Origin of the sequence: Dactylosporangium sp. NBC_01737, from assembly GCF_035963215.1 — a bacterium.
Lineage (GTDB): Bacteria > Actinomycetota > Actinomycetes > Mycobacteriales > Micromonosporaceae > Dactylosporangium.
This window is the reverse complement of record NZ_CP109153.1, coordinates 4,170,753-4,184,826: the sequence shown is the minus strand read 5'-3', so window position 1 is coordinate 4,184,826 and position 14,074 is coordinate 4,170,753. Positions and strand designations below refer to the sequence as shown.

The window sequence follows — 14,074 nt, the reverse complement described above, 5'->3', positions numbered from 1 at the left end:
CCACCCCCGCGACCACCACCCGACTCCGATCACGACACGCCGCCCACCGCCAGCCACCGAAGCCACCGACCACACCACCCACCCGTGATCGAAGTCGTGCCGTGGCCACCCCCGCGACCACCACGCGACTTCGATCACGACACGCCGCCCACCGCCAGCCACCGAAGCCACCGAGGCCCGCGACCACACCGCACATCCGTGGTCGAAGTCGTGCCGTGGCCACCCCGGCGGCATCTCAGCCGACCCTTCGCAGCACGGTGGCGGCCTTGCGTGGCATCCGGGCGTCACGGACCGGTGGCAGCGGCCCCTCCAGCGCGGGCAGCCACAGCGTCACCTCGCGTGCGGCGCTCGCCGCTCCGCGGCCGCGGGCCTGGATGGTCAGCTCCCGGCAGCGCAGCCGTCCCCGGCCTTCGCCGAGGCCGCCCCAGCTCTGCTGGACCGGGGTCACCGTCACGTCCGCGCCCGCCCACACCCCCGCCGGCATGAGCACGCTGCCGCGCTGGCGGGCCCGCGCCGCCAGCCGGCCCGCCACCGCCGGTGCGACCGTCCCCGGCACCGCCGCCACCACGATGTCGACCCCGTCGAGCAGCGCCGCGACGATGCTCGCCCACTCGGTCCCCGGGTCCGGCACCAGCGCCAGCCGATCCAGCGCGATCCCCATCTCGGCGGCCGCCACCGGGCTCAGCGCCGGCATCCCCACCACCGCGCACCACGACCCGGCCCGGCTCGCCGCCGCCAGCAACGCCAGCAGCACCGACGACGTCTGCACCGCGATCGTCGCGCCCCGCCGCAGCCCCCCGCCGGGCAGCAACGCCCGCAGCCCAGCAAGCACCGGCAGGACCTTCCCGACCCCGATCCCCGCCTCGGCGGTGTGCTCGCTCGCCGGCCGCACCATCCCGGCGCTGACCAGCCCCGCCAACCCACGAACCGGCTCGCCCCTGCCCCGCTGCTCCTTGAGGTCCCGGACCTGTCCGGCCCCGCCCGCCGGCTCCGGGTGGGCCACCGGAGCACCGCCCCCACGTCCACCGTGGGTGGAGCCGGGCACCGGAGCGAGCCGTAACCGGCCCGAGTCTGCCGGCGGATCCTGCCGGCCGCCGGAACGGCCGGGCCCACCGGCGGGCTGCTCGACGCGCCCGGAGACCGACGCCGGCTGCTCACCGCGGACCGGCTGCTCACCGCGGACCGGCTGTTCACCGCGGGCCGGTGCGGGAGCGAGCGCGGGAGCGGAAGTTGCGGCGAGCCGCAGCGGACCCGGGACGGCGGGCATGTCCTGGGGTTGGCCGCTCGCGGTGGGAGACCCGGGCTGCAGCCCGCGGCGGACGGCCGGGGCGCGCAGAGCAGGGTCCGGCCGAAGGCGAACGGGAACGGGGTCCGGCTGAGGGCGGGCTGGGCCGGGGTCCGGTTGGAGGTGGGCAGGAGTGGTCATGCCGTCGGTCCTGAGCACAGCGTCGGCGCCGACGTGTGCGTCGTAGGACTCGGCGGCCACCGAAGCCGACATGCCAGCCACGGCACCTGCTCCCCCACTGTCTGTGCTGTTCTCCCGCCGCGCTCCGGCCCGCCCGCTGCGACGGCCTTGCGTGACGCTGTCCTGCTGCGATGCTGTCCCGCCGTGCCGCCGGCCAAGGCCCGCGCCGTCAAACCGTGCCGTCAGATCCCGCTGCCCACCTGCCGGTCCCGCCGTCACACCTGCTGGGCCAGAGGTCCCGCACCTTCGACGCCGTCCCGTCAGCTCGTGGATGCCGGTCGACCGGCGGGTGCCGGTCGGGTGCCGCGCTGAACAGGCCTGCGAGAGAAACGATGCGGCGGAGGAACGGTGCGGGCGGCTGACGGATCCTGCCTGCGACCGAAGCTCCCGTCGGCGCCGAGGCCGGGTGGCCGGCGTCGCAGATGGCGGCCGGTCCGAACGCTCCGCACCGCCGGCCCGGCAGGGCCCGCGGCGCGGTCCGGGGCACGTGCCCCGGGCTCCCGCCCGGACCGGCCACCGTCTGCGACGCCGGCCACCGCCTCCCGACCCGGTCCGACCGGTCCCGCGGTGGGACCTGATGCCGGTCCGGCGCGAGGTGGGCGAGACCCGGCCGCGACCGGAGACCTGCGACCGGCACCACGAACCGGGACCCTGGACGGCAGCTTCGATGCCGGGCGGCTGCGGTCGTCGTCACCGCGGCGTGGGCGCCGGAACCGGGATGGTGGCGGCGCGGGCCTGGGCCGGTCGGGTGCTGGCACCGGCCGCGGGTCAGCTGGCCAGGCCCTCGATCCTGGGCTGATAGGAGAAGCCGAGGCCGACCTCGACGACGGCGATGAACTGCTCCGCGGAGCGCATGAGGTCGTCGGCCTCCCGGGCGGTGACCACCCGCGGGATGCCCGCCTCGGCGGCGGAGCGCTTGCTGGCGCCGGCGGCGAAATAGGCCGCCCACTCGGTCAGCTCGGGCGCGACGAGCACCAGCAGCGACCAGACGCTCGTCACCCGGCTGCGGCGGCCCGGCGCGGCGGGCACGGCCCGGGCGGCGAGGACGGCGGCGGCGGCGCGCAGGGCGGCGAGGTGGGCGGTGGCATAGCGCATGCCGTCGGTGCGGATCTCCGCCGCCTCTTCGAGGCCGCGGCGGGCGAGGGTCAACAGCTCCCGCGGAGTGCGGTGGGGAAGCGCGTGTGCGGGAACCGGAAGCTGCTGTCGGGGTGCACCGCCGGCCGGGCCGGCGACCGCTGAGGTGGCCGGGGCGGTCGGGAATCGACTGACGTTGGACGAGTGGGTCGAACGGTTCGTCGGCATCGGTGTCTCCCTCTGTGGTGCGTCGGCGGGCCCCGCCATGGGTGCCCGTGGTGCGTGCGGGTCGCCGCTGGGGGAGTAGCGGTGACGCGCGCGGGTCGAACGGTGCTCGGACAGCGGGTCGAACGGCGACGTCGCCGACCGGGCGTGGAGCTTCCCCACACCACCCCCGGCCGGCGAGCCGGCTGGGCCGCTGCCCGCCGCCCGGGGGTCGTGGGCGGCGGGCAGCGACCCCACCTGAGGCCAGACCCGCGAAAATCCGGCCTCCGCGGTGTCGCGGACCGCGCTCGGGAAGAACGCCGCGAATCGCCTTCCCGAAGCAGTTCGAACACTCGTTCGACTGGGATAAGACTACACCCGGGGGGCGGGGGAGGTGCAACGGTGGGGACAGATTTTTCGAACATTCGTTCGCACGATCATCCGGTCGTGTCGGCCCCCGTCGAGGGGTGCAGATGGGTGCGCTCGCCGTCGTGGTCGAAGATGCAGAGGATCTCCGCCGGGCCGCCGTGCGCCCCGAAGGCGTGCGGCGTCATGGTGGAGAACTCCGCCGCCTGACCGGTCTCGACCAGGATGGTCCGCTCCCCCAGCCGCAGCACGATCGTCCCCGACAGCACGGTGAACCAGTCCTTGCCGGGATGCACCCGCAGCTCCTCCGGGACCGGGCGGGTGACCCGCATCTTGGCCACGGAGACGCCGTGCGGTCCCGGCTCCCGGGTCAGCATCCAGGTGGTCATCCCGTGCGCCGTGTCGCGCCGCGGCCGGATCACCACGTCCTCGTCGTCGACGCCCTCCACGAGCTGGTCGAGGCTGGTCCCCAGCGCGCGGGCGATCGGGGCGAGCTGGTCCAGGGCGATGCGCCGGTGGCCCGTCTCGATCCGGCTCAGCGTGGAGGGGCTCAGGTAGCAGCGGGAGGCGAGGTCGTCGAGGGACCAGCCCTTGGCCACCCGCAGCCCCCGGATCCGCTTGCGGACCAGTCCGTCGAGCTCACCGTCTTGCGTCATACGCAAGATGCTATGTCATTCGCGCAATCGCCCGCTATGGTCGGCGCATGGCACACGACCACCGTCACCACGTACACCATGAAAACGAGCACCACGCCGGGCTCGCCGACATCCTCGACCTGGACGCCGAGGTGCTGCACGAACACCTCACCGAGGTCATGGCCTGGGTGCACGGGCGCGCCGGCGACCCCGCGACGGTCCTCGACCTGGGCGCCGGCACCGGAGCCGGCACCCTGGCGCTGGCCCGCCGCTTCCCGGACGCGCGGATCACCGCCGTCGACGTGTCCCCGCAGATGCTGGAGTACCTGCGGCACAAGGCGCACGCCGCGGGCGTGGCCGGCCGGATCCGCACCGTCGAGGCGGACCTCGACACCCGCGGCGACATCCCGGGCGAGACCTCCGCCGACCTGGTGTGGGCCGCCAACTCCCTGCACCACCTGGCCGACCCCGTCGGCACGCTGCGCACGATCCGCGCCGCGATCCGCCCCGGCGGGCACCTCGTGGCCCTGGAGATGAGCGCGTTCCCGCGGTTCCTGCCCGGCGACACGCTCGAGGCCCGCTGCCACGCCGCGGTGACCGAGGCGCGGGTCAGTGACATGCCGCACCTCGGCGCCGACTGGGCGCCGCTGCTGCGCGCGGCGGGCTTCACCGTGCAGGACGAGCACCGCTTCGAGATCGACCTGCGCCCGCCGCTGCCGGAGGCCACCGGCCGGTACGCGCAGGCGACCCTGCGCCGCCTGCGCGACGGCCTCGAGGGCCGGCTGAGCCCGGAGGACCTGGCCGCGCTGGAGGCCCTCGCCGAGGCCGTGCCGCACCGCGCCGACCTCACCGTCCAGGCGAGCCGCACTGCCTGGCTCGCAACCCCGTAAGGAGTCTCAAGCCACCCACCCCTGACCTGTACCCTCTGCGGGTGACCCACCAGCCCCGCCCCGCCATCGGTGTCGCGATGGTCCTCGCCGGCAGCGTCCTGTTCGCCGTCAACGGCACCGTCTCCAAGCTCGCCGCCGAGACCGGGATCGACGCGCCGCAGCTCACCACGCTGCGGGCCGGCGGCGCCGCGCTGGGACTGTTCGCGCTGGCGCTGCTGCTGCGCCCGGCCCGGCTGCGGATCACCCGCCGGGAGGTGCCGATGCTCGTCGCGTACGGCCTCGCCGGCTTCTTCTTCGTCCCGATGCTCTACTTCGTGGGCATCGGGAGGCTGCCCGTCGGCATCAGCCTGCTGTTCGAGTACACCGCGCCGGTCCTGGTCGCGCTGTGGGCACGGTTCGTCCAGGGCCACGCGGTGCGGCCGAGGCTGTGGGCCGGGCTCGCCGCGAGCCTCGCCGGGCTCGCCTGCGTCGCGGAGATCTGGGGCGAACTGCGCCTGGACGCGGTCGGGGTGAGCGCCGCGCTCGGCGCCGCCGTGCTGCTCGCCGTCTACTACCTGCTCAGCGCCCGGGGCGTGGCCAGCCGCGACACGCTGTCGCTGACCGCGTACGCGTTCGGGGTGTCCGCCCTCGCCGGTTCCGTGGTCCGGCCGTGGTGGGACTTCGACTTCGCCCGCACCACGGTCACCACCCACGGCGTCCCGGTGTGGCTGCTGCTGATCTACGTGGTGATCGGCGGGTCGATCGCCCCGTACCTGCTGCTCGCCGGCGCGATGCGGCACCTGCCGCCGACGAGCGTCAGCATCATCGGCATATCGGAGCCGGTGATCGCCACCGCGGTGGCGTGGCTGGTCCTGCACGAGCACCTCAACGTGGCGCAGATCTGCGGCGGCGTGCTGATCCTCGCCGGGGTCGGGCTCGCCGAGACCGCGCGGATCAAGGCCGAGCCGTCCGGGCCGGCGCACCTGCCCGCGAACTAGAGTCGACGCATGCAGCTTCATCCCAACGTGCAGGCGATCCAGGACGCCCTCGACGCCGCCGGCGCCCGCACCGCCGCCGGCACCCCCTGCCAGGTCACGGTGCTCACCGCGCCGGTGCACACCGCGCCGGCCGCCGCCGAGGCGGTCGGGGTCGAGGTCGGCCAGATCGCCAACTCGTTGATCTTCGACGCCGCCGGCGACCCGCTGCTGGTCCTCACGTCCGGCGCGCACCGCGTCGACACCGCGAAGGTCGCCGCGCTGCTCGGCATCGGCAAGAACAAGGTCAGGCGGGCCACCGCCGACTTCGTCCGTGAGCACACCGGCCAGGTGATCGGCGGGGTGTCGCCGCTGGGCCACCCGAAGCCCGTGCACACCCTCGTCGACGTCGACCTCGGGCAGTACGAGGAGATCTGGGCCGCCGGCGGGATCCCCCAGGCGGTCTTCCCGATCACGTACGCCGAGCTGGTGCGCATCACCGCCGGCACCCCCGCCGAGGTCGCGTGACGGTCCGCCTGCACGTCTGGCGGGTGCGGCCCGCCGCCGTGCCCCGGGCGCTGTGGGGCATGGCGGCCGACCGGCGGCGGCTGCGCCGCGACGCCACGTTCGTGAAGCTGCTCGGCACCGGCCGGGGCGGCGAGTTCGGCGCCGGCAAGGCCGACCTGACCCGCTGGGCCGCGCTCATCGTCGGCGACGCCACGGTGACCCCGCCGATGCGCGGCGTCACTGCCAGCTGCGTCATCACGCTGGAGCCGGTCGCGAGCCGCGGCACGTGGGCGGGGCAGGCACCGTTCGTACCGGGGCGCGCCCCGCAACAGGACGGCATGATCGCCGTGCTGACCAGGGCCCGGCTGAAGGCCCGCAAGGCGCCCGCGTTCTGGAAGGCCATCGACCCCGTGTCCCGGGCACTCCCTCAGGCGGAGGGCATGATCTGCGCGTTCGGCATCGGTGAGGCACCCGTAGGATTCCAGGGCACCGTCAGCCTCTGGCGCGGTGCGGCGGATGTCGTCCGTTTCGCGTACCGTCAGCCCGAGCATGCCGCCGTCGTGGACCGTACGACCCGGGAAGGCTGGTATGCGGAGGAGTTGTTCGCCCGGTTCCGCGTGCTGGACGTCACCGGCGACCGTGCGGTGATCGGTTGGAGGGACAGCCCGTGAGGCTCGTGCGGTGGCGCGGGGACGACCTCCTCGCGCGGCTCGACGACGTCATCGCCGTCTACGGGGAGGCGATGGGCTACTCGGTCCAGCTGCTGCAGACCCGCCGCGGCTACGTGGCCGGCCACACCCGGCGCGAGTCGTTCCAGGCGGTCGCGACCCTCGACGACGACGACAACCTGCTCGGCTTCGGCTACGGCTACCGCGGCACGTCCGGGCAGTGGTGGCACGACCAGGTGCGCAACGCACTGCGCCGGGAGCACCGCAAGTTCTGGCTCGGCAACTGCTTCGAGCTCGTCGAGCTGCACGTCCGCCCGCACGCGCAGGGCCACGGCATCGGCGCACGCCAGCTGCACGACCTGCTCAGCAACGCGCCGCAGCAGACCGCGCTGCTGTCCACGCCCGAGGCACCCGAGGCCACGTCGCGCGCCTGGCGGCTCTACCGGCGGTTCGGTTTCGTCGACGTCCTGCGGCACTTCAACTTCCCGGGCGACGACCGCCCGTTCGCCGTCCTCGGCCGGCAACTGCCGTTGTGAAAGCCCTCTGGGCGATCTTCGCGGCACTGGTCCTCGTCGAGATCGCCTACCCGCTCGTGCACGGCGGCACCCGCGCCGCGCTGACCGTCGCCACCGTCGTCACCGGCTACGTCCTGTCCGTCGGGCACGCCTGGCTGTCCCGCGGCCCGCGCGCCGCGGCGTGGCTCGTGGCGGTCACGACCGGCGGCGGGTTCGCGGTCGAGGCGCTCGGCCGGGCGACCGGCTTCCCGTTCGGCGACTACGACTACACCGGTTCGCTCGGGCCGCGCCTGCTGGGTGTGCCGCTGGTGATCCCCCTGGCCTGGACGTGGATGGCGTGGCCGGCGTGGGTCGCCGCCGCCCGCCTCACCGCACGGCCGTGGCTGCGGGTCGCCGCCGCGGGGGTGGGGCTGGCCGCCTGGGACCTCTTCCTCGACCCGCAGATGGTCGCCGAGGGGCACTGGCACTGGGACGCCCCGGGTGCGGCGCTGCCCGGTGTCCCCGGCATCCCGCTCACCAACTATCTCGGCTGGCTGGTGGTGGCGCTGGTACTGGCGGCCGCCCTGACCGCCGTCGGCTTTCGAAGCGCGGATGACCGGCCGATGTACGCCCTCTACCTGTGGACGTACGGCTCCAGTGTCCTCGCGCACGCGGTGTTCCTCGGCATGCCGGCGTCGGCGGCGTGGGGCGCCCTCGGCATGGGCCTGGTCGCGGTCCCCCTGGCGGTGACGCTGTGGCGCTCGCGATCCTGACCGTCGCGGTGTTCGCGCTCACCGTGCACACGCTGGTCAACGCGCTGCTGCTGCGCAGGCCGCCCGCCGGTTCGCGGCCGGCGGACGACCGGGTCGCGGTGCTGCTGCCCCTGCGCGACGAGGCGGACCGGGTCGAGCCGTGCCTGCGGGCGCTGCTCGCCCTGCGCGGCGCGCCCCGCCTGCTGATCCTCGACGACGGCTCCACCGACGGCACCGCCGACCTCGTCCGGTCGGTGCTCGCCCCCGCCGGCGACCGGGTCACGCTGCTCACCGGCAGGCCGCTGCCGCCGGGCTGGCTCGGCAAGCCGCACGCCTGCCAGCAGCTCGCCGACGCCGCCGTCTCGTCCGCCGCCGACGTCCTCGTGTTTCTCGACGCCGACGTGGTACTGCGCCCCGACGCGCTCGACGCGGCCACCGCGGTACTGGCCGGTGCGGGCGTGGACCTGCTCAGCCCGTACCCCCGGATCACCGCGGAACGTGCAGGCGAGCGGCTCGTGCAGCCGCTGCTGCAGTGGTCGTGGCTGACGTTCCTGCCGCTGCGGGCCGTGGAACGCTCGCCCCGGCCGTCGCTCGCCGCGGCCGGCGGGCAGTTCCTGCTGGTCCGGCGGGCCGCCTACGACCGGGCCGGCGGGCACGCCGCGGTCCGCGACAAGGTCCTCGAGGACATCGAACTGGCCCGCGCGGTGAAACGCACCGGCGGCCGGATCGCGCTCGCCGACGGCTCCGGCCTTGCCACGTGCCGCATGTACACGTCGTGGCGCGAGGTGGTCGACGGCTACAGCAAGTCGCTGTGGGCGTCGTTCGGCTCCCCCGCGGGTGCGGCGGCCGTCGTGGCATTGTTGCTCCTGCTGTACGTCGCGCTGCCGCTCACCGTCCTCGCCGGGTCCTGGTGGGGGCTGGCCGGCTACCTGCTCGGCGTGGCCGGCCGGGTCGTCAGCGCCCGAACGACCGGCGGCCGGGCCTGGCCCGACGCCCTCGCCCACCCCGTCTCCGTGCTGCTGTTCGCCTGGCTGGTCGCCCGGTCCTACCGGCGCCGCGGCCGGGTCACCTGGAAGGGGCGCCCCACATGGCGACCGTGACCGTCATCGGCGCCGGCGTCGGCGGGCTCGCCACCGCCGCCAGGCTCGCCGCGGCCGGGCACCGCGTCACCGTCTTCGAGCAGGCCACGTCCGCCGGCGGCAAGCTCGGCCGGCGGTCACGGGTGACCGCCGAGGGCACGTTCCGGTTCGACACCGGGCCGAGCCTGTTCACGCTGCCGCAGGTGGCGGCGGAGCTGTTCGCGCACACCGGCGGCCCCGCGCCGGAACTGGACCTGGTCGCGCTGGATCCGCTGGTACGGCACTGTTTCCCCGACGGCACGACCCTGGACTCGTGCGCGGGGCCCGGCTTCGCCGACCGGATCGAGGCCGCGCTCGGTCCTTCGGCAGCGAACGACTGGCGGCGGCTGTGGCGGCGCGCCGGCCGCGTCTGGGACACCTCGTGGCGGCACGTCCTCACGGCCCCGCTCGACAGCCCGCTGCAACTGGCCGGCCTGGCGTGGCGGCTGCGGGACCTGGCCGCGATCGCACCCGGCCGGACCCTGCGCGGCCTGGGCCGCCGGCACCTGCGCGACCCGCGGCTGCGGATGCTGCTGGACCGCTATGCCACCTACACCGGCGCCGACCCGCGCAGGGCACCGGCCGCGCTGCTCGCGATCCCCTACGCGGAGCTGGAGTTCGGCGGCTGGTACCTGCGCGGCGGCCTCGGCACCCTCGCCGACGCGCTGCTCGCCCGGTGCGCCGCGCTCGGCGTCACCGTCCACTTCGCCACGGCCGTCGCATCCGTGCTCGTGGAAGGCTCCCGGGCCGCCGGCGTCGTCCTCGCCGACGGGACCACGGTCCGCAGCGACCTGGTCGTCGCCAACGCCGACGCGCTGCACGTCTACCGCGACCTGCTGCCGTCCCCCCGCCGCGCGGCCGGCCTCGCCCAGCGCAGCCTCGGCGGGTTCGTCCTGCTGCTCGGCGTGCGCGGCACCACCCCGCAACTGGCGCACCACACGGTGTTCTTCCCCCGCGACTACGACGCCGAGTTCGACGCGATCTTCGGCACCGCCGGGGCCGGTGTGTCGCGGACCAGCGCCCCGCCCCGCCCGCCGTCCGACCCCGCCGTCTTCGTCACGTCACCCGACGACCCCGCTGCCCGCCCGGACGGCCACGAGGCGTGGTTCGTCCTGGTCAACGCCCCGCCGCAGGGCCCCTTCGACTGGCGGGCGCCCGGCGTCGCCGACGGCTACGCCGACCGGGTCCTCGCCACGCTCGCCGAACGCGGCCTCGACGTGCGGGACCGGCTGCTGTTCCGCGACGTGCTGACCCCGGCGGACCTGGAGACGGCGACCCGCTCCCCCGGCGGCGCGATCTACGGCACCGCCAGCCACGGCCTCACCGGCCTGCTCCGCCCGCCGAACCGCGGCGCCGTGCGCGACCTGTTCCTGGTCGGCGGGTCGGTCCACCCGGGCGGCGGCCTGCCGCTGGTGATGCTGTCAGCGAAGATCGTCGCCGGCCGGATCGGCCCCGCGTAGCCTCAGGCCCGGCACCCGGTCCGGTGCCGGCTGACTGCTTCCAAGCAACCGTACACCCCCCGAAAAAGCACCCCTCGGAATCGTGGCCGGTGCATCACCTTCCGTGATTCCGCCGGTTCACACCCCTTGCAGGATTCTGCCATGAGGTCAGGACAGGGCGCGGCGGACGGCGGCGATGAGCTGGACGAAGCCGGCGACGGTCAGCACGGCCATGGCGACGAGCACGGCGAGGACGGTCTGCTCCTCCCACCGGCCTGCCGCGCCTGCGCCCGCGATCGCGAGGAGGCCGAAGATCGTGATGAGGACGCGGGTCGGCCGCTCCGCGACGGTGACCGTGCCGATGTCGGTCATGCCGGCGACGGTGGCTCTGGCTCGCACGTACTCGTGCAGCCACATCACGCCGCAGCAGCCCGCCGCGAGCCAGGCCGGCCCGCCGAGGATGACCAGTGCGACCAGCCAGCATGCCTCGGCGATCCGGTCGGCGGCGGAGTCGTAGACCTGGCCGAGACGCGTCGCCCGGCCGGTGACCACGGCAAGGACGCCGTCGACCGTGTCCGCGATCGCCGACAGCAGCACCAGTACGGCACCCGCGAAGGCCCAGCCGGTGCCGCCGGGGACGGCGACGGTGAGGGGCACCGCGGCGGACAGCAGCAGCCCCAGGACGGTGACGGCGTTGGGGCTGCGGACGCCGATGCGGGCGAGGGCGGCGCCCATCTCGTAGGACATGCGCAGCCAGCCTCGCACGAGCGGCGGCGCGGACCTCGGGTCGTAGCCGCCGTGCGCCGCCGCCCACCGCACGGCATAACCGTCCCAGTCGCGGACGTCAGACGCGGGCGCCGACACCGAGCTGCTGCCAGACCTCTCGCGTGGCCGTCGACCGGTTGAGTGTGATGAAGTGGATCCCCGGTACGCCCTCCTCGAGGAGCCGCTCGCACATCTCGCTGGCCAGGTCGATGCCGAGGCTGCGGACCGCCTGCGGGTCGTCGGCGACCTGTTCGAACCGGGCGGCGAGCGCCGGCGGGAACGGCGCGCCGGACAGCTGCTGGGACCGCGCGATGGTGCCGATGGCCGTGACCGGCATGACGCCGGCGACGATCGGGGTGGTGCAGCCGCTCGCGGCGACCCGGTCCCGCAGCCGCAGGTAGTCATCGGCGTCGAAGAACATCTGGGTGATGGCGAAGTCGGCGCCGGCCCGGCATTTGCGGACGAAGTTGGCGGTGTCGGACTCGATGTCGGCCGACCTGGGGTGCTTGTACGGGAACGCCGCCACCCCGATGCTGAAGTCTCCGGACTCGCGGACGAGGCGGACCAGGTCCTCCGCGTAGAGCACGCCCTCAGGGTGCTGGACCCACTCGCCCATCGGGTCGCCGGGCGGGTCGCCGCGCACCAGCAGGAAGTTGCGGATGCCGGCGCCCGCGAGCTGGCCGATGACGTTGCGCAGCTCGGCGACGGAATGGTTGACGGCGGTCAGGTGCGCCATCGGCAGCAGCGTCGTCTCCGTCGCCACCCGCTCGGTCACGGCGACGGTCGTGTCGCGGGTGGTGCCGCCGGCACCGTACGTGATGGACACGAACGACGGGCGCAGCGGCTCCAGCTCCCGGATCGCCTGCCACAACTGGCGCTCGCCCTCGGGGGTCTTCGGGGGGAAGAACTCGAAGGAGAACGTCGGTGCGTCCCCGGCGATCAGGTCACCGATCGCCGCGGGTCCACCACCCATCACAGAAGGAAGTCCAGAAGCCACGTCCCGACTGTAGTGCCACCGGCGCCGCGGCCGGGAGCTCCGCGGCGACCGAATCATGTCGTACCCCCGGGGTAGAAAAGACGTTGGACGGTTCGACGTCCGCGGGCATCGCGAAGGCCCGCGGGTGGCGGGTGTCCGGCTGGACCGCGAGCGGACGGGGGTCGCTGGTTCCAGGAGGTCGTGACCGATGTCCCAGAGGATCGACCCGCCCGCGCGTCCGGGCGAGTCGCTCGGCGAGCTGCTGACCCGCCTGCGCCAGGCGCAGGGCAAGTCGCAGGTGAGGCTCGCCGGGTTGCTGTGCGCCGCGTCGGGGCTGCCGACGCTGACCCGTCACGAGATCTCCAGATGGGAGCGGGAGGAGCGCGTCCCGAGCCGGGTCTGGCTGGGCTGGCTCGCGTTCGTGCTCGACACCCCGCTCGACGACCTGGAGCGCGCCGCGGCGCTGACCCGCCGGCAGAGGGAGCCGACCATGACCTTGACCACCACCATGTCCACCACCATGTCCACCATCACGGCACCGCCACCACCGACGGCAACGGCTCTGGCACCGGCTCTGGCACCGGCTGCGGTGACGCGCGGGCAGGGTGGGGCAGGGCAGGGTGGGGCAGGGCAGGGTGGGGCAGGACAGGGTGGGGGCGGTGGTCCGGACCGCCGTGCACGCATCGCCGAGCTGCGCCGCATGGACGATCTCCTCGCCGGGCCCGAGCTGCTCGCCATGGTGCTCGCCGAGCTGCGGGCCGCCGCCCGCGACACCGCCGCCGGGTGCGGCGCGCCGGCGCAGGTCGCGGAGCTGGCCCAGTTGCACACCTGGGTGGCCGCCGACGCAGGCCGGCACCCGCCGGACGGCGTCCAGCGTGGTGGGGTGCGGGCGGCGCTCGCCGCCGGTGACCGGCCCTGGCGGGCCACCTGCTCGGCTGCCACGCCCAGGCCGTCGCGGAGCGCGGTGACGGCCGGCCGCGCTGCGGGTCGCGTCCACCGCCGAGCGGGTCGCGGCCGGCAGCGACCCGGCGACCGCGACGGTGCTGTCGCTGCGGGTCGCGTTCGCGCGGCGCACGCCGGCGAGCGGCGCACCTGCGACACGGCGCTCGCCGCCGCAGAGGACATGCACAGCCGCAGGGTGCCCGGCGCCGACCCGCCCTGGCTCTACTGGCTGGACGGCGCCCACGTGGACGCGCTCGCCGGCCTGAGCCTGGCCGCGGCGGGCCGGTCCGCGGCGGCGCTGCCCCGGCTCGCCGCCGCGCTGCGCGCTCCGACCGCGCGGAACCGCACGGTCGGTCTGGTGAGCGCGGCCGCGGCCCACGCCCACCTCGGCGTCGGCGACCTCGACGCGGCCTGCGACGCGGCCACCGAGACGCTGCTCACGTGCGTGGACTCGGGCTCGTTCCGGGTGCTGCGCCGGCTGCGGCGTGTCGATGCGGCCCTGCACGCCACCATCGGCGCCGGACGGCCGGCCGCGGCACTGCGCGTCTATGCGGACCTGGCCGGCTCGGCCGCGGCGTATCTGCCGGGTGGTGCGTCAGCGTCGGGGCGGCCGGCGGTGATCCCGATCGGCACGGCCCAGGTTCCGGGGCGGGTGGCCAGTTGACGCAGCGACCCGGTGCACCGGTGCGGTGGCCGCCTTTGTGCTGCGGTTCGCGTGCGGTGTTCGTCATGCCCGTAACAGAAGATCCGGCACGGCTGCGGCCTTCGTGGTTCCGCGCGGCCTCCGGCGGCGCGGACGGGTGGCGCGGTTGCGGTCCGCGCCGTG

General features: G+C 75.0%; 14 protein-coding genes. 9 read left to right on the top strand and 5 right to left on the bottom strand.

All coding sequences use genetic code 11. The features are described from left to right. Positions 1-235: 235 nt before the first annotated feature. The 3 genes from OHA72_RS18970 to OHA72_RS18960 form a co-directional block, all read right to left on the bottom strand. Positions 236-895 (bottom strand): DnaE2-dependent mutagenesis accessory factor ImuA', encoded by a 660-nt coding sequence (locus OHA72_RS18970; RefSeq protein ID WP_327011604.1) that lies wholly within the window; start codon positions 893-895, stop codon positions 236-238. 1,338 nt (positions 896-2,233) lie between these two features. Then, positions 2,234-2,767: an SAV_6107 family HEPN domain-containing protein gene (locus OHA72_RS18965; RefSeq protein ID WP_327009138.1), complete on the bottom strand. Its 534-nt coding sequence runs from the start codon at positions 2,765-2,767 to the stop codon at positions 2,234-2,236. A gap of 413 nt (positions 2,768-3,180) precedes the next feature. Then, complete coding sequence (locus OHA72_RS18960) at positions 3,181-3,765, bottom strand: helix-turn-helix domain-containing protein (protein ID WP_327009137.1); 585 nt, start codon at positions 3,763-3,765, stop codon at positions 3,181-3,183. Positions 3,766-3,812: 47 nt separating this feature from the next. On the opposite strand from OHA72_RS18960, the gene OHA72_RS18955 reads away from it, so the two are divergent. From OHA72_RS18955 to OHA72_RS18920, 8 genes are read left to right on the top strand one after another with little or no spacing between them, the layout of a single operon-like run. After that, entirely contained in the window at positions 3,813-4,634 is an 822-nt protein-coding gene (locus OHA72_RS18955; RefSeq protein WP_327009136.1) for a methyltransferase domain-containing protein, read from the top strand. Positions 4,635-4,675: 41 nt separating this feature from the next. Further along, a complete protein-coding gene (locus OHA72_RS18950; protein WP_327009135.1) occupies positions 4,676-5,611 on the top strand; it encodes an EamA family transporter in 936 nt (311 codons plus the stop codon). 9 nt (positions 5,612-5,620) lie between these two features. Then, entirely contained in the window at positions 5,621-6,115 is a 495-nt protein-coding gene (locus OHA72_RS18945; protein ID WP_327009134.1) for a YbaK/EbsC family protein, read from the top strand. Further along, complete coding sequence (locus tag OHA72_RS18940) at positions 6,112-6,765, top strand: monooxygenase (protein WP_327009133.1); 654 nt, start codon at positions 6,112-6,114, stop codon at positions 6,763-6,765. Before OHA72_RS18945 ends, OHA72_RS18940 begins: the two co-directional genes overlap by 4 nt. Then, positions 6,762-7,298, top strand: coding sequence for a GNAT family N-acetyltransferase (locus OHA72_RS18935; protein ID WP_327009132.1), 537 nt, complete (start codon positions 6,762-6,764; stop codon positions 7,296-7,298). Before OHA72_RS18940 ends, OHA72_RS18935 begins: the two co-directional genes overlap by 4 nt. Continuing rightward, complete coding sequence (locus tag OHA72_RS18930; RefSeq protein ID WP_327009131.1) at positions 7,295-8,029, top strand: carotenoid biosynthesis protein; 735 nt, start codon at positions 7,295-7,297, stop codon at positions 8,027-8,029. The genes OHA72_RS18935 and OHA72_RS18930 overlap by 4 nt, the downstream gene beginning before the upstream one ends. Beyond that, positions 8,011-9,108: a glycosyltransferase family 2 protein gene (locus OHA72_RS18925; RefSeq protein ID WP_327009130.1), complete on the top strand. Its 1,098-nt coding sequence runs from the start codon at positions 8,011-8,013 to the stop codon at positions 9,106-9,108. The genes OHA72_RS18930 and OHA72_RS18925 overlap by 19 nt, the downstream gene beginning before the upstream one ends. Next, positions 9,096-10,586 (top strand): phytoene desaturase family protein, encoded by a 1,491-nt coding sequence (locus tag OHA72_RS18920; RefSeq protein ID WP_327009129.1) that lies wholly within the window; start codon positions 9,096-9,098, stop codon positions 10,584-10,586. The genes OHA72_RS18925 and OHA72_RS18920 overlap by 13 nt, the downstream gene beginning before the upstream one ends. A 147-nt stretch (positions 10,587-10,733) precedes the next feature. Here the strand turns inward: OHA72_RS18920 and OHA72_RS18915 are convergent, their stop codons facing one another. Next, positions 10,734-11,384, bottom strand: a complete 651-nt coding sequence (locus OHA72_RS18915; protein WP_327009128.1) for a CDP-alcohol phosphatidyltransferase family protein — start codon at positions 11,382-11,384, stop codon at positions 10,734-10,736. A 25-nt stretch (positions 11,385-11,409) separates the two neighbouring features. Then, complete coding sequence (gene metF, locus OHA72_RS18910; protein ID WP_327009127.1) at positions 11,410-12,327, bottom strand: methylenetetrahydrofolate reductase [NAD(P)H]; 918 nt, start codon at positions 12,325-12,327, stop codon at positions 11,410-11,412. Positions 12,328-12,514: 187 nt separating this feature from the next. Here metF and OHA72_RS18905 point away from each other — a divergent pair, with 187 nt between their 5' ends. Continuing rightward, positions 12,515-13,912 carry a helix-turn-helix transcriptional regulator gene (locus OHA72_RS18905; RefSeq protein WP_327009126.1) on the top strand — a complete coding sequence of 466 codons (1,398 nt, stop codon included), beginning with the start codon at positions 12,515-12,517 and terminating at the stop codon, positions 13,910-13,912. Positions 13,913-14,074: the final 162 nt, after the last annotated feature.